A 22,127-nucleotide genomic window follows, 5' to 3' on the forward strand; every position below is an offset into this window, starting at 1 on the left:
CTGCGGACGCTGTCGCCCGTCTTGCGGACCCGAATTTCGAAACGTCCGCCTCATCTGGAGGCAGGGCCCCGCTTTTGTCAAACCGCCCTTGCCTGTCGCTGACGCTTATGGATGGTCGGGTCCGGCCCGACCATGACGAAAGAGAAGTTTGCGGCAATTCTCCCGGCAAGCCGGGCCCGCCTCATGTGGAGGCGGGCTTTAGCACGTTCAAGCGTTCAGTGCACGTCCGTAGGCATCGAGCACGCTTTCCTTCATCGTCTCCGAGATGGTCGGATGCGGGAAGATCGTATGCATCAGCTCTTCCTCGGTCGTCTCCAGGTTCATGGCGACGACGAAGCCCTGGATCATCTCGGTCACTTCCGCGCCCACCATATGCGCGCCGAGAAGCTCGCCGGTCTTCTTGTCGAAGACCGTCTTGACCATGCCCTGGTCCTCGCCGAGCGCCACGGCCTTGCCGTTGCCGGCGAAGGTGAAGCGGCCGACGCGGATATCGCGGCCCTGTTCCTTGGCTTTCGCTTCCGTGAGGCCGACGGAGGCGACCTGCGGGTGGCAATAGGTGCAGCCCGGGATCTTGGACTTGTCCATCGGATGGACGTTCGGCAGGCCGGCGATCTTCTCGATGCAGATGACGGCCTCGTGCTCGGCCTTGTGGGCGAGCATCGGGGGACCTGCGACGTCGCCGATGGCATAGATGCCCGGAACGTTGGTCTTGCCGTAGCCGTCGATGGCGATGAAGCCGCGGTCGGTCTTCACGCCCAGCGCCTCAAGTCCGATATTCTCAATATTGGCCCGCACGCCCACGGCGGAGATCATGCGGTCGGCGGTGATCTTCTCGATCTTGCCGTCCTTCATCTCGACATGGGCGGTGATGGAGTTGGCGCCCTTCTCCACCTTGGCGACCTTGGCCTCCAGATGGATCTTCATGCCCTGCTTCTCGAACTGCTTCTTGGCGAGCGCCGAGATCTCGACGTCCTCGACCGGCATGACGCTCTTCATAACCTCGACCACCGTCACGTCGACGCCGAGCGTGCGGTAGAAGGAGGCGAATTCGATGCCGATGGCGCCCGAGCCCATGACGAGCAGCGACTTCGGCATCTCTTCCGGCTTCATCGCCTCGAAATAGGTCCAGATCAGCTTGCCGTCCGGCTCGATGCCCGGCAGGGCGCGCGGGCGCGCGCCGGTGGCGATGACGATGTGCTTGGCGGTGTAGGTGCCTTCGGGAAGGACGTTCTTCGGAACCGGCGCCTGGGGCTGCTGGATCGCCTTCGTCGTCTTGGAAACGACGATCTCACCCGGCTTGGTCAGCTTGGCCTCGCCCCAGATGACGTCGACCTTGTTCTTCTTCATCAGGAAGCCGACGCCGCCGTTCATGCGCTGGGCGATGCCGCGCGAGCGGGCGACGATGGCCTTGAGGTCCGGCGTCACCGAACCTTCGATCTTCACGCCGTAATCGCCCGGATGCTGGGCGTAGTGGAAGATTTCGGCCGAGCGCAGCAGCGCCTTGGTGGGAATGCAGCCCCAGTTGGAGCAGATGCCGGCGAGGTGCTCGCGCTCCACGATGGCCGTCTTCAGGCCCAATTGCGCGGCGCGGATCGCGGCGATGTAGCCGCCCGGACCCGAACCGATAACGATGACGTCGTAGGCATTCGACATGAGCGCTTCCACTCCTCTGTTGTTCGCATGCGCCGCGGCCGGAGGGTTGCCCCGGCGCGGCATGACGAGGAGCGGGAAGCCCGTTCCTCAGGGAATGTCCTCGACCTTCTCCGGCCGGATGAGCATCCCGTAGATTTCGTCCTTGAGCCGCATCCGCACCTTCCGCATGTCCGCCATGTGGAAGTCGTCAACCGGCTCGATGTCAGTCTCGGCGCGGTGAATGGCCAGATTCACCGTCTGGTATTCCTCGCAGATCCGGTGGAAGTGGCCGTCGATCTCGCGAAGATGGCGGATCGCAGCGACGTGCTCCGGAAATTCCTCTGCCAGTTGGTGCGGGGTGTTCGGCATGTCCATCTCCTTAACCGAGGTTGATGGTGACAGCCTAGCTCTCCCGCGCCTTCACTCCTTGATCCCGGTCAAATCCCGAGCATCATTCGCACGATCGGCTCGAGGCCCTTGCCGATCGCCCGCGTGTTCCGCGCATCGAGATGCACGCCGTCGAGCGGCGTCGTCCCGGCCACCGAACCCGCGTCGAAGAAGCCGCAGCCGAGCTCGTCCGCAAGGTCCGAATAGAGCGTCGCCAGCATGGCCGATTGCTCCACGCCGCCGGCGAACATCGCCGCGAAGGCGGTGTTCGCGGTCTCGCAGAGAGGCGGCGGCGAGACGATCAGCACTTCCGGCCCCTCCTCCGCATCGAACGACCAGGCATGGTGGCGCACCAGCGACACCAGCCGCTCCATGCCCTGCACCGCGCCGAACGCCGTTCCGCAGATGGTCGGCTTCATGTCGTTGGCGCCGAGCAGGATGATGACGAGGTCGATGGGATCGTGGCTGTGCAGGATCGTCGGCAGGATGCGCGCGCCGTTTCGGTCGCAATCCGCCAGATGGTCGTCATAGGCGGTGGTGCGGCCGTTGAGGCCTTCCGCGATCACGGTGACCTCGGACCCCAGGGCCTTGGCGAGCACGCTCGGCCAGCGATCCTCGAAGGAATGCCGGTCGAGCGTTTCAGCGTTGTAACCCCAGGTCAGGCTATCGCCGTAGCAGAGAACCGTCTTCATGGCCGCACCCCACTATCAGACGAGCATCCCCATCGGGTTCTCGATATAGCGCTTGAAGGCGCCGAGAAGTTCGGCCCCGAGCGCGCCGTCGACGCAGCGATGGTCGGTGGAGAGCGTGACGGTCATCGCGTTGACGATCACCATTTCGCCCTTCTTGACCACGACCCGCTCCTCGCCCGCGCCGACCGCCAGAATCGTCGCATGCGGCGGGTTCACGACGGCGGCGAAGTTCTTCACGCCCATCATGCCCATGTTGGAGACCGCGGTCGTGCCGCCCTGGTATTCCTCTGGCTTCAGCTTGCGTTCCTTGGCGCGCTTGCCGAGGTCCTTCATCTCGTTGGAGATGGCGGAGAGCGTCTTCAGCTCGGCGCTGCGGATGATCGGGGTGATCAGGCCGCCCGGGATGGAGACGGCGACGCCGACATCCGCATGCTTGTGCTTGACCATGTTCGTATCGGTCCAGGAGACGTTGGCGTCCGGCACGTCGCGCAGCGCGAGCGCCATGGCCTTGATCACCATGTCGTTGACCGAGAGCTTGTAGGCCGGCTTGTCTTCCTTGCGCGGGGCGCTGTCGTTGAGCTGGGCGCGCAGCGCGAGCAGCGCGTCGAGCTCCACGTCGACCGACACGTAGAAGTGCGGGATCGTCTGCTTGGATTCCTGCAGGCGCTTGGCGATGGTCTTGCGCATGCCGTCATGCGGCACGAGCTCGTAGGAGCCCGGCTCGAAGAGCTTGAGCACGGCATCCTCGGACATGCCCTTCGGCGCGGCGGCAGGGGCCGTGGAAGCGGCGGCGGCCGGAGCTGCTGCGGCAGCAGGCCTTGCGCCACCGGAAGCGACGGCCTTCTCGACGTCGCTCTTGACCACCCGGCCATGCGGGCCGGAGCCGGTGATCGCCTTGATGTCGATGCCGGAATCCTTGGCGATACGACGAGCGAGCGGCGAGGAGAACAAGCCGTTACCGACGCGTTCGCCATTGTCGCCAGCCGATGCGGGCTTGGATACCGAGGCGGCAGCGGCAGGAGCAGCAGCAGCAGCCGGCTTTTCCGCTTCCTTCGGCGTCTCGGCCTTGGCCTCGGCCTTCGGGGCGGAGCCGCCGCCGCTGGCTGCGGCCGCCACGTCCTCGCCGTCGGCGGCGAGGATGGCGATCAGGCTGTTGACCTTCACGCCTTCCGTGCCGGCCGGCACGACGATCTTGGCGACCGTGCCCTCGTCGACGGCTTCGACTTCCATCGTCGCCTTGTCGGTCTCGATCTCGGCGATGACGTCACCGGATTTCACGGTGTCGCCTTCCTTGACGAGCCACTTGGCGAGATTGCCCTCTTCCATGGTGGGCGAAAGGGCCGGCATCGTGATGTTGATCGGCATATCCCAGCCCTCCCCTTACTTGTAGCAGACGGCCTTCACCGCCTGGACGACTTCATCGACGTTTGGCAGCGCCAGCTTCTCGAGGTTCGCGGCATAGGGCATCGGGACGTCCTTGCCGGCGATCGTCAGGATCGGCGCGTCGAGATAGTCGAAGGCCTGCTGCATGACGCGGGTCGCGATCTCGGTGCCGACGGAAGACTGCGGATAGCCCTCTTCCACGGTGACGAGGCGGCCCGTCTTCTTGACCGATTCGATGACGGTCGGCAGGTCCATCGGGCGGATGGTGCGAAGGTCGATCAGCTCGACGTCGATGCCGTCCTTCTCAAGCTCGGCAATCGCCTTCAGCGCATAGGTCATGCCGATGCCGAAGGAGACGACGGTGACGTCACTGCCCTTCTTGTGGACGCGGGCCTTGCCGATCGGCAGCACGAAATCGTCCATCTTCGGCACTTCGAAGCTCTGGCCGTAGAGGATTTCGTTCTCAAGGAAGATGACCGGGTTCGGATCGCGGATGGCGGCCTTGAGCAGGCCCTTGGCGTCGGCTGCCGTGTAAGGCATGACGACCTTGAGGCCCGGGATGTGGCTGTACCAGGCCGCATAGCACTGCGAGTGCTGGGCGGCGACGCGGGCCGCCGCGCCGTTCGGGCCGCGAAAGACCATCGGCGCGCCCATCTGGCCGCCCGACATGTAGAGCGTCTTGGCCGCGGAGTTGATGATCTGGTCGATCGCCTGCATGGCGAAGTTGAAGGTCATGAACTCGACGACGGGCTTGAGGCCCGTCATGGCCGCGCCGACGCCGACGCCGGCAAAGCCGTGCTCGGTGATCGGCGTATCGATGACGCGGCGGGCGCCGAATTCCTGGAGCAGGCCCTGCGTGATCTTGTAGGCGCCCTGGTATTCGGCGACTTCCTCGCCCATGACGAAGACGTTCTCGTCGCGGCGCATTTCTTCCGCCATGGCGTCGCGCAGCGCTTCGCGCACCGTCGTCATCACCATCTCGGTGCCGGCCAGGATATCCGGATCGGCGGCGACCTCGCCCTTCGGCGCGGCCGGAACCGGCGCTGCGGCAGCGGAAGCAGCCGGCGCGGGTGCGGGCGCTTCGGCAGGCTTTTCGGCGGCGGCAGCCTTCGGCGCGGCAACGGCATCGGCGCTTTCGCCGTCCTGCAGCAGCACGGCAATGGCCGTATTGACCTTGACGCCCTCGGTGCCGGCGGCGATCAGGATCTTGCCGATCACGCCTTCGTCGACGGCCTCGACTTCCATCGTCGCCTTGTCGGTTTCGATCTCGGCGATGACGTCACCGGACTTGACGGTGTCGCCCTCGTTCTTGACCCACTTGGACAGCGTTCCCTCTTCCATCGTCGGAGACAGGGCGGGCATGAGAATTTCGATTGGCATAGGTATCCCTCCCCGGATTACAGCAGGATGTCGGTGTAGAGTTCGGATACATCCGGCTCCGGATCGGACTGCGCGAAATCGGCGCTGTCGGCGACGATGTCACGGACCTCCTTGTCGATCTGCTTGAGGTCGTCTTCGCTGGCCCAGCCCTTTTCGAGAAGACGCGCGCGCACCTGCTCGATCGGGTCGTGCTCCGAGCGCATCTTCTGCACCTCGTCCTTCGAGCGGTACTTCGCCGGGTCGGACATGGAGTGGCCGCGATAGCGGTAGGTCTGCATTTCGAGGATGACCGGGCCCTTGCCGGCGCGGCAATACTCGACCGCCTCGTCGGCGGCGGCCTTCACGGCGCGCACGTCCATGCCGTCCACCTGGAAGCCGGGAATGTTGAAGGAAGCGCCGCGATGCGAGAAGTCGGTCTGGGCGGAGGCGCGCGAAACGGCCGTGCCCATGGCGTAGCGGTTGTTCTCGATCACGTAGATCACCGGCAGCTTCCAGAGCGCCGCCATGTTGAAGCTTTCGTAGACCTGGCCCTGGTTGGCCGCGCCGTCACCGAAATAGGCGAGCGAGACATTGTCGTTGCCGCGGTAACGGTTGGCGAACGCAAGGCCCGTGCCGAGCGAGACCTGGGCGCCGACGATGCCGTGGCCGCCGTAGAAATGCTTCTCCTTGGAGAACATGTGCATGGAGCCGCCCTTGCCCTTGGAAAGGCCGCCGCGGCGTCCGGTCAGTTCCGCCATCACGCCGCGCGCACTCATGCCGCAGGCCAGCATGTGGCCATGGTCGCGATAGCCGGTGATGACCTGGTCGCCTTCCTTCAGCGCGAGCTGCATGCCGACGACGACGGCTTCCTGGCCGATATAAAGGTGACAGAAGCCGCCGATGAAGCCCATGCCGTAGAGCTGGCCGGCCTTTTCCTCAAAACGCCGGATCAGCAGCATCTCGCGGTAGGCCTTGAGGTCGTCTTCCTTGGAGAAGTCGGCGATGGTGCCGCCGATGAAATCTTTCTTCGCAGGCTTTGCCGCAGGCTTGCGGCTGGACGTGGACGCGTTTTTGCGCGGAGCCATTCGTTCCTCCCTATGTTTGCCTTCTTGGCGAAAACCATAGGGGAGAAATCCGGTCGCAGCAATGCCATAATTGCATGGCTTATATTCTGAACAAGCCCCTGAATAATAAGGCTGATTTACGATTAACCAGATTTCGGTTAATCGACACTTTCAGTGGAAAATCACGATTTCGTCCGCGCGCGACATGTTCAGGTACGAGCGCGCCTTTTCGTCGAGCATGTCCCGCTCGAGCGAGCCGTCGCTCATGAGGGCGACCTCTTTTTCCAGGATCTGGCGCTGGCGCACGAGCACGTCGAGACGCGCCTGGCGCTCCACTCTCTGCCGCTCAAACTCCTCCATTCCCCTGAGGCCGAGATCGCCATGGACGGAATGGTAACCGAAATAGGAAAGGAATGCGACCGTAATTACCGGCAGGGTAAGCCGGCCGAACTTCCGCTTCTTGTGATGTTTGGTCCACATGCAAGTGCCCCGATACGCAGTACGGATTGTACACTAGCACCAAGGGGTTAACCGATCATTGACCATGACGGGCGCGGCGGCGGGGAAGCATGTGACGGGTGCGCGCTCCCTCGCGGTGCCGTGATGAGGCATGGCTGGGCGCCGTGTGATCCCCGGCCGAGCCCGAGGATGACGACAGAAGAAAAGCCGCCGGCTGAAGCAGCGGCACGCCATGCCGCACCACCCGACGCGACATCATACATCGACTGATGGACCGGGGGCCCAATCCTTCGCCGCAGCCTCGCCCTTTGCCGCCGTCATTCTCGGGGCTCGACCCAAGGACAATGCCACACGCCACAGCCGGACAGGTCAAAGAAAGAAGGCTGACCGGAGAGAAAACCGCACGCCTCCCAGGCCCTTAAAAAACAAAACCCGCGTCTCGCGACGCGGGTTTCATCATTTCGGATAAACTGTTTTTCCAATCAGCCGCGCAGGATGCCGCGGCCTGCGAACCGTGCCTGCGCGCCAAGCTGCTCCTCGATGCGGATGAGCTGGTTATACTTGGCGGTACGGTCGGAGCGGGCGAGCGAGCCGGTCTTGATCTGGCCGCAGTTGGTGGCGACGGCGAGGTCGGCGATGGTGGAGTCTTCCGTCTCGCCCGAGCGGTGCGACATGACGGCGGTGTAGCTCGCCTTGTGCGCGGTCTCGACGGCGTCGAGCGTTTCGGAGAGCGAACCGATCTGGTTGACCTTGACGAGGATCGAGTTGGCGACGCCCATCTTGATGCCGTCGCGAAGGCGCGCGGAGTTGGTGACGAAGAGGTCATCGCCGACGAGCTGCACCTTCTTGCCGATCTTGTTGGTCAGGAGCTTCCAGCCGTCCCAGTCGTCTTCCGCCATGCCGTCCTCGACCGAGAAGATCGGGTACTTCTCGGTGAGTTCGGCAAGGTAGTCGGCCATGGCGCCCGGCTCCAGCGTGCGGCCTTCGCCTTCCAGGACATACTTGCCGTCCTTGAAGAACTCGGTCGAAGCGCAGTCGAGCGCGATGAACATGTCCTCGCCCGGACGGTAGCCGGCCTTCTCGATGGACTTCATGATGAAGTCGAGCGCGGCGGGCGCAGAAGCGAGACCCGGCGCGAAGCCGCCTTCGTCGCCGACATTGGTGTTGTGACCGTCGGCAGCGAGCTGCTTCTTCAGCGTGTGGAAGACTTCCGAGCCCATGCGCACGGCGTCACGGATCGTTTCGGCACCGACTGGCACGATCATGAATTCCTGGAAGTCGATCGGGTTGTCGGCATGGGCGCCGCCGTTGATGATGTTCATCATCGGCACCGGCAGGACACGGGCGTTCGGGCCGCCGACATAGCGGTAGAGCGGCAGGTTGGCGGCTTCGGCGGCGGCCTTGGCGACGGCGAGCGAGACGCCGAGGATGGCGTTGGCGCCGAGGCGCGCCTTGTTCGGCGTGCCGTCGAGCTCGATCATCGTCTGGTCGATCTGGATCTGGTCTTCCGCATCGAGGCCGCCGATAGCTTCGAAGATCTCGCCGTTGACGGCGGCGACGGCGTTCTCGACGCCCTTGCCGAGGTAGCGCTTGCCGCCGTCGCGCAGTTCGACGGCCTCATGCGCGCCCGTCGAGGCGCCCGAGGGAACGGCCGCGCGGCCGAAGCTGCCATCTTCGAGGTGCACGTCCACTTCGACGGTGGGATTGCCGCGGCTGTCGAGAATCTCGCGGCCGATGATGTCGATGATAGCAGTCATGGATATCGTCCTGGTTCGGGGTTCATAAATCGATTAAAATCCACTTTTAATCGACAACTCGGAAATTACAATGGCACGATGGCGCCGAAAACGGATGGCACGTCTTCGTGTCATCCGTTTGAAATCTCAGGCCTTGGCGATGGCGTCGAAGGCGAGCAGCTTTTCGAGCAGCCGCGGCATGTCCTTGAGGTGCACCATGTTCGGCCCGTCGGAGGGCGCATTGTCCGGGTCCTCGTGCGTCTCGACGAAGAGGCCGGCAATGCCGACGGCGACGGCAGCGCGCGCCAGCGTCTCGACGAATTCGCGCTGGCCGCCGGTCGAACCACCCTGCCCTCCCGGCTGCTGCACCGAATGGGTGGCATCGAACACGACGGGCGCGCCGAGCGCGGCCATGATCGGCAGCGAACGCATGTCGGAGACGAGCGTGTTATAGCCGAAGGACGCGCCGCGCTCGCACAGCAGCACGTTCGGATTGCCGCTCTCGGTGAACTTCGCCAGTACGTTCTTCATGTCCCAGGGCGCGAGGAACTGGCCCTTCTTGACGTTGATCGTGCGGCCCGTCCTGGCGGCGGCGACGAGAAGGTCCGTCTGGCGCGACAGGAAGGCGGGGATTTGCAGGATATCGACCGTTTTGGCGACGACGGCGCATTGCTCTTCCGTGTGGATATCGGTCAGGACCGGGAAGCCGAAATCCTTCTTGAGGTCGGCGAAGATTTCCATGGCCTTTTCAAGCCCGATGCCGCGCTTGCCGGAGAGCGAGGTGCGGTTCGCCTTGTCGAAGGACGACTTGTAGACGAGGCCGATGCCGAGCTTGTCGCAGAGTTCGACGAGCGTGCCGGCGATCATGTAGGCATGGTCGCGGCTTTCCATCTGGCAGGGGCCGGCGATCAGCGAGAAGCGCTTGTCCTGCGCGAAGGTGACCTTCCTGGCCCCTTCGCCGACGATGACGGTGGAATTGGTTTTCATCTCATTCTCCAAAGACGAAGAGGACGCCCTGACCCGGCGCCGGCGGCACCAGAACGCGGTTGTCCCGCTCGCGGAAGGCGACGCCGCGCTGCGCCAGCAGGCAGCGACAATCGGACAGGCTGGAAACCCTGAAGACGACCGCCTGCCCCTTGAGGCCACGGTCCGCGCCGGCGACCGGCGCAATGCCGTAGAAGCCTTCGAGGCCGGCATCGTTCAGCACGGTGATGCGGCCGCGCGGCGTCTCGACCGACATGCCGAAGGACATGGCCTCGATCTCGCGCTCATCGGCGGCTTCCTGCACGAGATACTGGAAGTCCGTCGGGTTCTGTTCGGACAGCACGACCTCGGCGAGCGCCACGACGCCGTTCCCGTGCGTCTCCAGCGCCTTGCGGTCGGAAGGCAGCGGCAGGATGCGCTGAGAGGCGAAGAAGAAGAAATCGGGGCTGCGCAGGTCGGCGGCGAAGGCAAGGCGGAAGCTGCCGGTCGCGGACGTGCCGTCCGGCAGCAGCATGTCGCGGGAAAACTCCAGGATCTCGCCGCCGGAAATCCCCGCCGACCGGTAGCGTCGGTCGTCGTCCCAGGCATCGCCTGTCGCCATGGCGATGCCGGAAAAGCCCTCCTGCCCGCGGCGGAAGCGGAAAGCCTGGTCGCGGGCGATGAACGTATTGCCGCTGCGCGCCGCTTCCTCGCATTCCTCGCGGTTGGCGATGCCGAGCGGCTCCAGATAGCTGCCGTCGGAAAGGAAGACGCAACAGTTTTCCGTGCCGAACGGATGGCGCGCGTCCTTGGCGACGGTGAAGCCGAGCTGCGTCAGGCGCTCGCGGGCAACTCCAAGCTCGGACACCGGCAGCACCAGATGGTCGATCGGGCGGGGCGTTCTCGAACTCACGGTCATGGCAAAATCCGGTCGTGTTTCAGGCGCCCCGTGCTTTGCATGCTTTCGGCCCGCAATGCAAGCACCACCACCTTGCGCTGCGGCCGGCCGGAACTTTTCCGCGCCTTGCCCGTTTGGGAAGACTTTTCGCATGGAGGGGCACCATTCCGAAATCCCGCGACATCACGCGCCAGCGCGACCTGCATGAATCCCATCCCCTCTGGGCCGACTCGCCGCGCATTACCCTGCGCGTGCGCGAAAGGCCGTCGCGGACGGACTACGACTGCATCGTCGTCGGCGCCGGCATTTCGGGCGCGCTCGCAGCCCATGCGCTCGCCGACGGCAAGCGGTCCGTGCTCGTCGTCGACCGCCGGCAGCCCGTCCATGGCAGCACGCTCGCCAGCACGGCGATGATCCAGCACGAGATCGACGTCCCCCTGCACAGGCTCGCCGGCATGATCGGCGAGGAAAAGGCCCGGCGCGCCTGGCGGCGCTCCGCCCGCGCCGTGGAACAGTTGACGCGGATCGTTGCGGACACAGGCATATCCTGCGGCTTCGAGCGCAAGAAGACACTCTTCCTTGCCGGCGATGCCTATGGCCGGCGGGCCTTGCAAAACGAACTGGACACCCGCAGCGCGGCAGGCATCGCAGCGGACTTCCTCGATGCCGCCACCCTCGCCGAGCGCTTCTCCATCCAGCGCACCGGCGCGCTTCTCAGCGATATCTCGGCCTCCGCCAATCCGGCGCAGATGGCGGCCGGCATCCTGCGGGCCGCCGCCGCGCGCGGCGTGGAGATCGTCAGCCCGCTGGAGATCACCGACATGCGCGCGACAATGGACGGCGTGTTCCTTGCCACGGAAGAGGGCAGGATCCTCTCAGCGCGGAACGCCGTCTTCTGCTCCGGTTACGAATTCCTCGAAGCGGTCGCCGACCGGGACCATGCCATCGTCTCCACCTGGGCACTCTCGACACCACCCGGCACGGCATTGCCCGACTGGCTGAAGGACTGCATCGTCTGGGAGGGCGCCGATCCGTATCTCTACCTGCGCAGCTCCCGCGACGGCCGGCTGATCGCGGGCGGCGAGGACGAGGAGAGCGAGAACGCCTATGCCTCGCCGCAAAAGCTTCGGCAGAAGGCGAAGACCATCCACCGCAAGGTCGAGGCGCTGCTCGGCCTTTCCCTGCCGCAGCCGGACCATGTCTGGGCCGCCCCCTTCGGCACCACCCGCACCGGCCTGCCGCTCATCGGCCGCGTTCCCGGCCTGCCGAACGTCTTCGCCGTGATGGGTTTCGGCGGCAACGGCATCACCTTCAGCCAGATCGCGGCCGAGATCGTCGCCGCCGATATTGCCGGCCATGGCGATGCGGATGCCGATCTTTTCGCCTTCCGCGCCCGCGATTCCTGACGAACGCCAGTCCGCGCGGGCGATATTCCCCTTCCGTCGAATGGTTGCGGCCGGCAAGGCGCGTTATGCTCGTCATCGACCTTGAAAGACCGGACCGCCATGCTGCTCGCCATCCTTTCCGATATCCACGCCAACCGCGAGGCCTTCGAGGCCGTGCTGGCGGCTGCTGAAGCGGCCGGGGCGGAGCGCTTCGTGCTGCTCGGCGATATCGTCGGCTATGGCGCGGATCCCGAATGGTGCGCGGAACAGGCGATGCGACTTGCCGCGGGCGGCGCCATCGTGCTGCGCGGCAACCACGACGACGCGGTCGGCAATCCTTCCGTCTCGATGAATGCCACGGCGACGCTGGCGCTCGAATGGACGCGCCGCCAGCTTGGCGGCGCCACCCGCGCCTTTCTCGCCGCCCTGCCCTTCAAGGCACGCGAGGGCGACTGTCTCTTCGTCCATGCCGATGCCAGCGCGCCGGCCGACTGGAACTATGTGCTCGACGCCAGCGATGCCGGCCAGCATCTCGCCGCCTGCGAGGCGCGCGTCAGCTTCTGCGGCCATGTTCACAAGCCGGCGCTCTACTGCACCGCGCCGGGCGGCAAGGTCACGCATTTTGCCCCCGTCGCCGCGACGCCGGTGCCGCTCCTGCCGCAGCGCCGCTGGCTTGCCGTCATGGGCTCGGTCGGCCAGCCGCGCGACGGCAACCCGGCCGCCGCCTTCGCACTCTACGATACCGAGAGCGCGGAGCTCAGCTTCATGCGCGCCGCCTACGACATGGAGAAGGCGGCCGACAAGATCCGCGCGGCGGGCCTTCCGGCCTCGCTCGCCGACCGCCTGCTGCGGGGACGCTAGATGGTCAAGGCAAGGCTGAAACCCGGCGACGTGATCGACGGCTTCGTCATCGAGGACATCGCCCATAATGGCGGCATGGCGCGCATCTGGAAGGTCAGCCGGCCGGATATCGACTTCCCGATCCTGATGAAGGTGCCGGTCATCGGCGAGGGTGACGATCCGGCGGCGATCGTCGGCTTCGAGATGGAGCAGATGATCCTGCCGCGCCTTTCCGGCCCGCATGTGCCGCGCTTCGTCGCCAACGGCGATTTCGCGACGCTCCCCTATATCGTCATGGAGCGCCTGCCCGGCACCTCGCTCTATCCGCTGCTCGAGCGCCTGCCGCTGCCGCCGGAAGAGGTGGCCGCCATCGGCGCCAAGGTGGCGGTGGCGCTCGATTCGCTGCATCGCCAGCATGTCGTCCATCTCGACCTGAAGCCCTCCAACGTCATGTTCCGCGAGACCGGCGAGGCCGTGCTCATCGACTACGGCCTCGCCCGCCACATCCACCTGCCGGACCTGATGGACGAGCAGTTCCGCCTGCCCTACGGCACGGCGCCCTACATGGCGCCCGAGCAGGTGCTCGGCACGCGCAGCGATTTCCGCAGCGATCTCTTCGCGCTCGGCGTCATGCTCTATTTCTTCGCGACCGGCGAGCGCCCCTTCGGCGATCCGCAGCGCCTGAAGGGCCTGAAGCGCCGGCTCTGGCGCGATCCGCTGCCGCCGCGCGCCCGCAACGCCGCGATCCCGCCCGCCTTGCAGGAAATCATCCTGCGATGCCTGGAGGTGAACCCCGCCTGGCGCTATCCGAGCGCCGCCCAGCTCGCTCTCGACCTTCAGGATCTTCCCGCCGTCAAGCTGACGGCGCGGGCGGCGAAGATGAAGCGCGACCCGCTCGGCATGGTGCTGCGCCGCCGCTTCAATCCCGTGCCCATCGAGGCCGCGAGGCCCCGGACGGCGGAGGCCCAGCTTGCGGGCGCCCCCATCGTCGCCGTCGCCATCGACCTTGCAGGCGAGACACCGGACCTTGCCGAAGCCATCCGCAAGACCGTCGCCCGCATCATCGAGAACACGCCGGATGCCCGCATCGCCTGCATCAACGTGCTGAAGATCAACCGCATCGCCATAGACACCTCGCTGGACGAGGAAGGCCGAAACAAGCATGTCCTGCGCCTCGTGCAGCTTCGCAACTGGTCGACCGGCCTGCCGGCCCCCGGCGGGGGAATCACCTTCCATGTGCTGGAGGCCGTCTCGCCCGCCGACGCCATCCTGGAATATGCCCGCGAAAACTATGTCGACCATATCGTCATGGGCGCGCGCGCCGAATCGGCCATGCGCTCCATGCTCGGCAGCGTTTCCGGCGGCGTCGCCGCCCATGCGCCCTGCACGGTGACCGTCGTGCGCAACCGCCTGCCGCCGGAATAGACGGGGCCGGACGCCCCGTCATTCGCCTGTCATGTGACAGTGCTGTCTCTTCCCGCGTGAATGCACCCCGGCAGCCGCCCGTTGAGGGCCGGCGCCCATCGGAGTTTGCGTGAATGGACATGGCTCAGGCCCTCGCCCTTGCCTCGGGCGCCCTCGTTGCGACCAACCTTGCGAGCATCCTCGTCGCCGGAAGACGGCTTGAACCGGCCGGCGCGCCGCCGCCCGAGGTTCGCAAGAAGCCCCCGGTCTCCATCGTCGTTCCCGTGCGCGGCATCGAGAATTTCTCGGCGGAGACGCTGGACCGCGCCTTCCGCCTCACCTGGCCGAAATACGAGCTTCTCTTCTGCGTCGCCCACGGCAACGATCCCATCGTTCCAGAAATCGAACGGACCGCAGCCGCCCACACGCATGTCGAGGCCCGCATCCTCATCGGCGACGACCGCATCGGCGCCAATCCCAAGCTCAACAATTGCGTCAAGGGCTGGCAGGCCGCGCGTCACGACTGGGTCATCCTTGCCGATTCGAACGTGCTGATGCCGCCGGACTATATCCAGCACCTCATGGCCGCCTGGCGCAGCGACACGGGCGTCGTCTGCTCCACGCCGCTCGGCTCACGCCCGGACGGCTTCTGGGCCGAGGTGGAATGCATGTTCCTCAACACCCAGCAGGCGCGCTGGCAATATGCCGGCGAGGCGCTCGGCTTCGGCTTCGCCCAGGGAAAAAGCATGCTCTGGTACAAGCCGATGCTGGACGAGAACGGCGGCATCCACGCGCTGAATGCCGAGATCGCAGAGGATGCCGCCTCGACGAAGCTGGTGAACCGGCTCGGCTTCAAGGTGCACCTCGTCTCCTCGCCCTTCGAGCAGCCGCTGGGGCACCGCACCGGCCGCGAGATTTGGTCGCGCCAGAGCCGCTGGTCGCGCCTTCGCCGCGTCACCTTCCCCGGCTTCTTCGCACCGGAGATCCTGCTCGGCATCCTGCCGCCGCTCCTTCTCGCACTCGCCGCCGCCCTCCTTGCCGGAGCCCCGCTGACGCCTGCCCTTCTGCTGGTACTCGCCGGCATCTACCTGCCGGAAGCCGGCCTCGCGCTCGCCAAGGGCTGGCGCCTCTCGCCCTGGTCGCTTCCCGCGATGATGCTGCGCGACATCATGATGCCCGCCATCTGGCTGCGCGCCTGGCTCGGCGGCAACGTCGACTGGCGCGGCAACACGATGACGATCGGCACCGCCGCCTGCGAACTCAAGGAAGCGCCGGCAGGACCATGAGTGCTGCCGGAATATACATTTGCCGGAAGGACCTTTCCGGGATGTCTTCCACAAGCGCTTGGGAACATCCATTTCCTGTTGCGACAGGAACAGGATACGTGTATCTCCCCATCGCCGGGACGGACGGAGTGTAGCGCAGTCTGGTAGCGCATCTGGTTTGGGACCAGAGGGTCGGGAGTTCGAATCTCTCCACTCCGACCATGTCCGGCGGGCGTTTCGATGCCAAATGCTCTCTCCAGTCATTTCCCCTTTATGGAATCTGGGTTATGCATTCTCGGACGCGCGCCGGCGGAACGGCGTGCCTATATGCGAGAATTCTGGAGCCGCTTCGATGACCGCGAAGATCTATCGCCCCGCCAAGACCGCCATGCAGTCCGGCAAAGCCAAGACTCACCTCTGGGTTTTGGAGTTCGATGCTGAAAAGCCGCGGACGATCGATCCGATCATGGGCTATACGAGCTCGGGCGACATGTACCAGCAGGTGAAGCTGACCTTCGAGACCAGCGAGGAAGCAATTGCCTATGCGGAGCGCAACGGCATCCAGTACCGGCTGATCGAACCCAAGGAATCGACCCGCAAGCGCGTCGCCTACCCGGATAATTTCCGCTTCAACCGCATGCAGCCCTGGACTCACTGAAGTCCTACAGGCCCCTTAGCTCAGCTGGATAGAGCATCTGCCTTCTAAGCAGAATGTCGCAGGTTCGAGTCCTGCAGGGGTCGCCAACCGTCTCTGACGATCGGCCAGCCATCTTCGTTGTTTGTATCGATTTCACCCGCTACTGCTTGCGCAGCTTTTCCATCAGCGCGTTCTGCACGCGGTTGCCGGTGCGGATGCCGAGGCGTTTGACGGTGCCGCCGTTCAGTTCCAGCACATAGTCGATCGGCCCCTTCGAATCGATGATCGACTCGTCGAGCGGCCTGGCGTTCTCCTTGATGGAGCGGATCTTGCCGTCCTTGCCGATGAACAGCATGTCGAGCGGCAGGTAGGTGTTCTTCATCCACATGAAGACCTGACGCGTCTCGCCGAAAGCGAAGAGCATTCCATGGTCCGGCGCCATTTCGCGGCGGTTCATCAGGCCCTGCTCGCGCTGGCGGGGCGTCACGGCCAGTTCCACCGTGAACGCATGGCTCTTGCCGTTCTTCGTGACGATGGTCAGCGGCTGGGTATCGAATTTCTCGCCCGCGCCCGCGACGGATGCCAGGCAAAGAAAAAGCGCCATGAAGGCGCTTGCCAGACGTGTGACGCCCAAAATCCGTGAAAAGACAGCCATCAATGTGCCCTGTTGCCCGGAACCGGAATGTCGGGATGGATCTCCGCGGCCATCAGGCCCTTCTCGCCGTCGCCGAAACGCACCAGCACGACCTGGCCGGGGCGCAGCTCGGTGAGGCCGAAGCGCCGCAGGGTCTCCATGTGGATGAAGATGTCTTCCGTGCCTTCGCCGCGCGTCAGGAAGCCGAAGCCCTTGGTGCGGTTGAACCACTTGACCAGCACGCGCTCCAGCCCGCTCGAAGGCGTAACCTGGACATGGGTCTTCACCGGCGGCAGCTGCGAGGGGTGCACGGCGGTGGTCTGGTCCATGGAAAGGATGCGGAAGGCCTGGTAGCCGCGGTCGCGCTTGTGGATGAGCGCCACGACGCGCGTGCCTTCGAGAACCGTCTGGTAGCCGTCGCGGCGCAGGCACGTGACGTGCAGCAGCACGTCCTGCGTGCCGTTGTCCGGCACGATGAAGCCGAAGCCCTTGGCGACGTCGAACCACTTGATGACGCCGGTGATCTCGATCAGCTCGACGGCGTCGCTGCCCTGGTCATCACGCATCGTGATTTCCTTTGAAGACACCCTGTCCGCCATGACCTGCCAGCCCCTCGTTTACGCGTCACATGAGTTACGGTTAACTGATTCTTGAGAACCAGAATAACATTGTCCCGATGCGAATGCGCAAGCCCCTTTGAAAGTTTTGCCGGCTCCCTTGATAGGCCGCAAGGCTTGCCCGAGGCTGACAAAAGCCTAACCTTTCAGCGATTCCAATTTGAAGGACATTGCAATGCGTTATCTTCACACGATGGTCCGCGTCAAAGATGTCGACAAGTCCCTGCACTTCTACTGCACGCTCTTCGGCCTTGAGGAAGTGCGCCGGATCGAGAACGAGAAGGGCCGCTTCACGCTGATCTTCCTGGCGGCGTCCGGCGATCTCGCCACGGCACGCGAGAACGCCGCGCCCTGCCTGGAGCTGACCTATAACTGGGACAGCGAGGATTATACGGGCGGCCGCAATTTCGGCCACCTCGCCTACGAGGTCGACGATATCTACGCCCTCTGCCAGAAACTTATGGACAACGGCGTCACCATCAACCGCCCGCCCCGCGACGGCCACATGGCCTTCGTGCGCTCGCCGGACGGCATTTCCATCGAGATCCTGCAGAAGGGCGCAAGCCTCGCCCCGGCAGAGCCCTGGGCCTCGATGGGCAATACCGGCGCCTGGTAATTCGTCCCGGACGCAAGCTCCGGGCAAAGCTTGCGTCCTAGACCTTCAGCGACGAACCATCGTTTTGCCGTATTTGACCGGAAGATTCTTGCCGTTCCGGTCGATCGCCAGCGTGAGGGGGCGTGTGGCCGTTTTCGGGCCGGATTGCTCCCGTTCTGCTTTCACGGCTTCATCGTTTCGGTCTTTCCTGCAATGGCCGGGCGATACATCGCGGCAGCCGCAGCGTGGCCCCCTGGCCTTTTCGATTGCGGTTGCGACTGTCTGAAGAAATGGCCCCACCGTCGGCAAGACCGGGGCATGAACGTCGAAAGCGGGGGAAAGCCTTTGCAGATCGTGCAAGGAAAGTGGCCGAGCCTGAAGACGCTGCGGTATGGATTGCTGCTGGCCGTCTCGGTTGCCACGCTCTCGGGCTGCGTTTCCGCAGTCTCCACCGATCTGCGCGCCGACAGCACGGCCGCGCAGGACAAGGAAGAAACAGCCGCCGCAGGCGGAGAAGAGACCACCACGCCGGTCATCGCCGCCGAAGGCGCGGCACAGGGGTCCCAGGCCACCACGGATGCCGCCGCTGCCCTCGATCAGCAGGGCCAGGGCGAAGCCGGCCGCGACATGGCGGGCGCCGTCATGCAGCCGGCCAATCTGGATGCGGGCAAGGCCAGCATCTATTCCAGTGGCGGCCAGGCGCCGGTCGGCACGGCCTATGCGGCGCAGGCCACGAACACCTCCAACGGCGGCCTCTTTGCAAGCTCCGGCGCGGCGCAGGGCGCCGGCAAGACAGGGCGCCTGCCCGTCGAGGACATGCCGCAGCTCGACAATGCCGGCGGCGAGGAAGTCGCCATGCTCGGCGAAAGCGACGCCATGCCGGAGAACATCCCGATCCCGACTTCGGCCCGCGCCGCACTCGTCGAGGAGCCGGCAAGGGCAAATGCCGCCGAAAAAGCGCTCGCCGCGCTGCCGGATGACGCCCAGAACGGCCAGAACAAGCGGGTGACGGTCGCCTCCCTCTTTGCCGACAAGGCAACGGCGAACGACGGCGGCGACGGCCTTGCAACGCAGCAGCGCCGCGTGCTCAACCGCGACAGTGCGGGCGCCACCCAGAAGGCGTCCCTCGGCGTCCTGCCCGGCGTCGCCACGGCAAATTCCATGTTCTCGACGGATCACTCCGAATCGGACGAGGGCGACGACGACGCGCCGCAGTTCAAGGAAGTGGCCTCCATCGCCGGCCTTGCGCGCCTTGCGCCGAACGGCCTGTGGCTGCAGACCGAGAAGGTGAAGACCGGCTGCTTCAAGCCGGAACTGCTGCAGGTGCTGAAGACGATCGAAAAGCATTACGACAAGCCGATCATCGTCACCTCCGGCCTTCGCGACGTGAAGCCCAATCGGGAGAAGCAGTCGCTGCACACGCGCTGCGAGGCGGCCGACATCCAGATTTCGGGCGTCAGCAAGTGGGAGCTTGCGGAATATCTCCGCAGCATGCCCGGCCGCGGCGGCGTCGGCACCTATTGCCACACCGAATCCGTGCATATCGACATCGGCCCCGAGCGCGACTGGAACTGGCGCTGCCGCGCCCGGAAATAGTACATGGGGCTAAGTCCCCGGGATCAAAGCTCTTTTTCCTCCGCAAAGCCGCCTTCCGGGCGGCTTTTCATTTTTTTGTCACGAGTGCTTTTTCCCGCTTGCGGAATAAAAAACGCCCTTCTATAAGACGCCCACCGCACGCGCCCTTCGTCTATCGGTTAGGACGCCAGATTTTCATTCTGGAAAGAGGGGTTCGACTCCCCTAGGGCGTGCCACGGTCCCTCCCCTTGAAATCGCCTGTTTTTCGCGCGCTGGAGCCCTTCGCTGGCTGTTGAAAAAGTTGCGCCGAACGCGATTTTTCGTCTTGCGCATCCGCCGCGTCCCGACTAGAAGACGCCCACCGCACGCGCCCTTCGTCTATCGGTTAGGACGCCAGATTTTCATTCTGGAAAGAGGGGTTCGACTCCCCTAGGGCGTGCCACGGGTCCCTCTCCCATCATCGTTGAAATCATGCCTTCGAGCGTTCCCGCGCGCCTGCTTTCACGACTGGGAAAAAACTGAAATTTCCTGCATTTAGGGCTTGCGCGAATCCGCACCCCCGACTAGAAGACGCCCACCGCACGCGCCCTTCGTCTATCGGTTAGGACGCCAGATTTTCATTCTGGAAAGAGGGGTTCGACTCCCCTAGGGCGTGCCACGGTCCTCCCCGACACCGCCAAGAAAAGAGAGCTGTCAGAAGGCCTTTGCCGCGTCGATCACGCGGAACTGGATGCGCCGGCTGCCCTGCCAGCTATCGGCGGAAAGCGTGCCGGCGAAATGCACCGCCTGCCCGCGCTCCTTCATCAGGAAAAGCCCGAGATCGGCTTCCGCCGCACGGAAGGCCATGGCATCCAGCCTACCGCCGTCGGGGCCTTCCAGGCTGACGCGCAGGTGGTTGACGCCGACGGGGCGCACGTCGCGCACGCGATGCGCCGGCAGCGCGAAGATCGGCTGCGGATGGCCGGAGCCGTAGGGGCCGGCCTGTTCCAGCTGGTCGGCCAGCGCCAGCGTGGCGCCGCTGGCGCTGAGCGCGCCGTCGATCTTCAGCGTCTCCACGGCGACGAGGTCGCGCACGGTGCGTTCCGCGCGCTCCTCGAAGAAGCTGCGCAGCCGGCCGAGTTTTTCCCGCTCCACCGTCAGGCCCGCCGCCATGGCATGGCCGCCGCCCTTGACGAGGATGCCCTCCTCCACAGCCGCGCGCACCATGCGGCCGAGATCGAAGCCGCTGATCGAGCGGCCGGAGCCGGTGCCCTTGCCCGAAGGGTCGAAGGCGATGGCGAAGGCCGGGCGGCGGAAGTGGTCCTTCAGCCGCGAGGCGAGCAGGCCGACGACGCCGGGATGCCAGCCCTCGCGGGCCGTCAGAATCACCGAGGCGTTTTCGCCCGTGCCGTATTCCGCCTGCGCTTCGGCTTCCGCCTCGGCCAACATGGCGGCTTCCATGGCCTGGCGCTCGCGGTTGAGCTCGTCGAGCTGCTTTGCGATGCGCTCGGCCTCGCCCGGCTCGTCGATGGTCAGGAGGCGGCTGCCAAGGGCGGCATCGCCGATGCGCCCGCCGGCATTGATGCGCGGGCCGACAAGGAAGCCGAGATGATAGGGCGTCACCGGCCCGCCGATGCCCGCCTGCTTGAGCAGCGCGGTCAGGCCGGCATTGCCGAGATGGCGCGCGGCGACGAGGCCCTTGACCACATAGGCGCGGTTCAGCCCCTTCAGCGGAACGACGTCGCAGACCGTGGAAAGCGCCACCAGATCGAGCATGGAGAGAAGGTCGAAGCTCCCCGCCCGCACATCGCCGCGTTGGCGCAGCAGCCGCTGCAGGGCCACCAGCACGAGGAAGACGACGCCGGCGGCGGAAAGATGCCCCTGCCCGGACAGATCGTCCTCGCGGTTCGGATTGACGAGCGCCAGGGCCGGCGGCAGCGTTTCGCCGACCTGATGGTGGTCGATGACGACGACGTCGATGCCGCGTTCCCGCGCGACGGCGAGCGATTCGTGGCTCGTCGAGCCGCAGTCGACCGTGACGATCAACTGTGCGCCCCGGTCGATGAGCTGGCCGATGGCGTTCGGGTTCGGACCGTAGCCCTCGAAGATGCGGTCGGGAATGTAGATTTCCGCCGGCACGCCGAAATGCGTCAGGAAGCGGTAGAGCAATGCCGAGGAGGAGGCCCCGTCGACATCGTAGTCGCCGAAGATCGCGACGCGCTCGCCGCGCTCGATGGCGCGCGCCAGCCGCTCCGTCGCGGCCTCGCAGTCCATCAGGCTATAGGGCTCGGGCATCAGCCGGCGCAGCGTCGGGTCGAGGAATTCCAGCGCATTCTCGAAGGGAATGCCCCGTCCGGACAGGACGCGGGAGATGAGGTCCGGCAAGCCGTGCGTCTGGCTCATCGCCAGCGCGCGGTTCTCCCCCGCCTGGTCGAGCCGCGCCACCCAGCGCTGCCCGGTCGCCGAGCGCTCGACGCCGAGAAAGGCCCGGCTGACGGGATCTGCGTTTTCCAACATGCTCATGGCGGCTCCGGTCGTGTTACCCCTCCTGCATCGGAAGGCCGGCCCCTCATCCGGCCTGCCGGCCACCTTCTCCTTGGCTGCGGGGAGAAGGAAAAGTGCC

At 65.1% G+C, this 22,127-nt stretch carries 20 protein-coding genes and 5 tRNA genes; 12 read left to right on the forward strand and 13 right to left on the reverse strand.

Annotation, left to right across the window (positions count from 1 at the left end; all coding sequences use genetic code 11):
• Positions 1 to 207: 207 nt before the first annotated feature.
• The 10 genes from lpdA to ACZ1A1_RS06715 all read right to left on the reverse strand — a co-directional run bounded on the left by lpdA (position 208) and on the right by ACZ1A1_RS06715 (position 10,594).
• Positions 208 to 1,653: a dihydrolipoyl dehydrogenase gene (lpdA, locus tag ACZ1A1_RS06670; protein ID WP_463619262.1), complete on the reverse strand. Its 1,446-nt coding sequence runs from the start codon at positions 1,651 to 1,653 to the stop codon at positions 208 to 210.
• 87 nt (positions 1,654 to 1,740) lie between these two features.
• Entirely contained in the window at positions 1,741 to 2,001 is a 261-nt protein-coding gene (locus tag ACZ1A1_RS06675; RefSeq protein WP_313193031.1) for a YdcH family protein, read from the reverse strand.
• A 68-nt stretch (positions 2,002 to 2,069) separates the two neighbouring features.
• Positions 2,070 to 2,711, reverse strand: a complete 642-nt coding sequence (locus ACZ1A1_RS06680; RefSeq protein WP_463619263.1) for an SGNH/GDSL hydrolase family protein — start codon at positions 2,709 to 2,711, stop codon at positions 2,070 to 2,072.
• A gap of 15 nt (positions 2,712 to 2,726) precedes the next feature.
• Positions 2,727 to 4,076, reverse strand: a complete 1,350-nt coding sequence (locus tag ACZ1A1_RS06685) for a pyruvate dehydrogenase complex dihydrolipoamide acetyltransferase (RefSeq protein ID WP_463619264.1) — start codon at positions 4,074 to 4,076, stop codon at positions 2,727 to 2,729.
• Between the two features lie 15 nt (positions 4,077 to 4,091).
• A complete protein-coding gene (locus ACZ1A1_RS06690) occupies positions 4,092 to 5,474 on the reverse strand; it encodes a pyruvate dehydrogenase complex E1 component subunit beta (RefSeq protein ID WP_463619265.1) in 1,383 nt (460 codons plus the stop codon).
• 17 nt (positions 5,475 to 5,491) lie between these two features.
• On the reverse strand, positions 5,492 to 6,538 hold the full coding sequence (gene pdhA, locus ACZ1A1_RS06695; RefSeq protein ID WP_463619266.1) for a pyruvate dehydrogenase (acetyl-transferring) E1 component subunit alpha: 1,047 nt from the start codon (positions 6,536 to 6,538) through the stop codon (positions 5,492 to 5,494).
• Between the two features lie 150 nt (positions 6,539 to 6,688).
• Entirely contained in the window at positions 6,689 to 6,997 is a 309-nt protein-coding gene (locus ACZ1A1_RS06700) for an FtsB family cell division protein (RefSeq protein ID WP_119256283.1), read from the reverse strand.
• 461 nt (positions 6,998 to 7,458) lie between these two features.
• Positions 7,459 to 8,733, reverse strand: a complete 1,275-nt coding sequence (eno, locus tag ACZ1A1_RS06705) for a phosphopyruvate hydratase (RefSeq protein WP_463619267.1) — start codon at positions 8,731 to 8,733, stop codon at positions 7,459 to 7,461.
• Between the two features lie 126 nt (positions 8,734 to 8,859).
• Positions 8,860 to 9,699, reverse strand: a complete 840-nt coding sequence (kdsA, locus tag ACZ1A1_RS06710; protein ID WP_463619268.1) for a 3-deoxy-8-phosphooctulonate synthase — start codon at positions 9,697 to 9,699, stop codon at positions 8,860 to 8,862.
• Between the two features lies 1 nt (position 9,700).
• Positions 9,701 to 10,594, reverse strand: coding sequence for a VOC family protein (locus ACZ1A1_RS06715; protein WP_463619269.1), 894 nt, complete (start codon positions 10,592 to 10,594; stop codon positions 9,701 to 9,703).
• A gap of 143 nt (positions 10,595 to 10,737) precedes the next feature.
• On the opposite strand from ACZ1A1_RS06715, the gene ACZ1A1_RS06720 reads away from it, so the two are divergent.
• From ACZ1A1_RS06720 to ACZ1A1_RS06750, 7 genes are all read left to right on the forward strand, one after another.
• Positions 10,738 to 11,979, forward strand: a complete 1,242-nt coding sequence (locus ACZ1A1_RS06720; protein ID WP_463619535.1) for an NAD(P)/FAD-dependent oxidoreductase — start codon at positions 10,738 to 10,740, stop codon at positions 11,977 to 11,979.
• Between the two features lie 99 nt (positions 11,980 to 12,078).
• Positions 12,079 to 12,819: a metallophosphoesterase family protein gene (locus ACZ1A1_RS06725; protein ID WP_463619270.1), complete on the forward strand. Its 741-nt coding sequence runs from the start codon at positions 12,079 to 12,081 to the stop codon at positions 12,817 to 12,819.
• Positions 12,820 to 14,223, forward strand: coding sequence for a protein kinase domain-containing protein (locus ACZ1A1_RS06730; protein WP_463619271.1), 1,404 nt, complete (start codon positions 12,820 to 12,822; stop codon positions 14,221 to 14,223).
• 113 nt (positions 14,224 to 14,336) lie between these two features.
• Positions 14,337 to 15,488: a ceramide glucosyltransferase gene (locus ACZ1A1_RS06735; RefSeq protein ID WP_463619272.1), complete on the forward strand. Its 1,152-nt coding sequence runs from the start codon at positions 14,337 to 14,339 to the stop codon at positions 15,486 to 15,488.
• A 124-nt stretch (positions 15,489 to 15,612) separates the two neighbouring features.
• Positions 15,613 to 15,689, forward strand: a tRNA-Pro gene (locus tag ACZ1A1_RS06740).
• 130 nt (positions 15,690 to 15,819) lie between these two features.
• Positions 15,820 to 16,125: an ETC complex I subunit gene (locus ACZ1A1_RS06745; RefSeq protein ID WP_313193019.1), complete on the forward strand. Its 306-nt coding sequence runs from the start codon at positions 15,820 to 15,822 to the stop codon at positions 16,123 to 16,125.
• Between the two features lie 9 nt (positions 16,126 to 16,134).
• Positions 16,135 to 16,211 (forward strand) — tRNA-Arg (locus ACZ1A1_RS06750).
• Positions 16,212 to 16,264: 53 nt separating this feature from the next.
• On the opposite strand, the gene ACZ1A1_RS06755 is transcribed toward ACZ1A1_RS06750, so the two are convergent.
• On the reverse strand, positions 16,265 to 16,708 hold the full coding sequence (locus ACZ1A1_RS06755) for a DUF192 domain-containing protein (protein WP_463619273.1): 444 nt from the start codon (positions 16,706 to 16,708) through the stop codon (positions 16,265 to 16,267).
• 50 nt (positions 16,709 to 16,758) lie between these two features.
• Positions 16,759 to 17,337, reverse strand: coding sequence for a cold-shock protein (locus ACZ1A1_RS06760; protein WP_463619274.1), 579 nt, complete (start codon positions 17,335 to 17,337; stop codon positions 16,759 to 16,761).
• 193 nt (positions 17,338 to 17,530) lie between these two features.
• On the opposite strand from ACZ1A1_RS06760, the gene ACZ1A1_RS06765 reads away from it, so the two are divergent.
• The 5 genes from ACZ1A1_RS06765 to ACZ1A1_RS06785 all read left to right on the forward strand — a co-directional run bounded on the left by ACZ1A1_RS06765 (position 17,531) and on the right by ACZ1A1_RS06785 (position 20,183).
• Positions 17,531 to 17,971, forward strand: a complete 441-nt coding sequence (locus ACZ1A1_RS06765) for a VOC family protein (RefSeq protein WP_119256248.1) — start codon at positions 17,531 to 17,533, stop codon at positions 17,969 to 17,971.
• Between the two features lie 297 nt (positions 17,972 to 18,268).
• Positions 18,269 to 19,546: a D-Ala-D-Ala carboxypeptidase family metallohydrolase gene (locus tag ACZ1A1_RS06770; protein WP_463619275.1), complete on the forward strand. Its 1,278-nt coding sequence runs from the start codon at positions 18,269 to 18,271 to the stop codon at positions 19,544 to 19,546.
• A gap of 140 nt (positions 19,547 to 19,686) precedes the next feature.
• Positions 19,687 to 19,761 (forward strand) — tRNA-Glu (locus ACZ1A1_RS06775).
• Between the two features lie 131 nt (positions 19,762 to 19,892).
• Positions 19,893 to 19,967: transfer RNA gene (locus tag ACZ1A1_RS06780), tRNA-Glu, on the forward strand.
• A 141-nt stretch (positions 19,968 to 20,108) separates the two neighbouring features.
• Positions 20,109 to 20,183, forward strand: a tRNA-Glu gene (locus tag ACZ1A1_RS06785).
• A 35-nt stretch (positions 20,184 to 20,218) separates the two neighbouring features.
• Here ACZ1A1_RS06785 and recJ read toward each other — a convergent pair.
• Positions 20,219 to 22,021, reverse strand: coding sequence for a single-stranded-DNA-specific exonuclease RecJ (recJ, locus tag ACZ1A1_RS06790; protein WP_463619536.1), 1,803 nt, complete (start codon positions 22,019 to 22,021; stop codon positions 20,219 to 20,221).
• Positions 22,022 to 22,127: the final 106 nt, after the last annotated feature.

Source organism: Shinella sp. R2-11, from assembly GCF_055330205.1.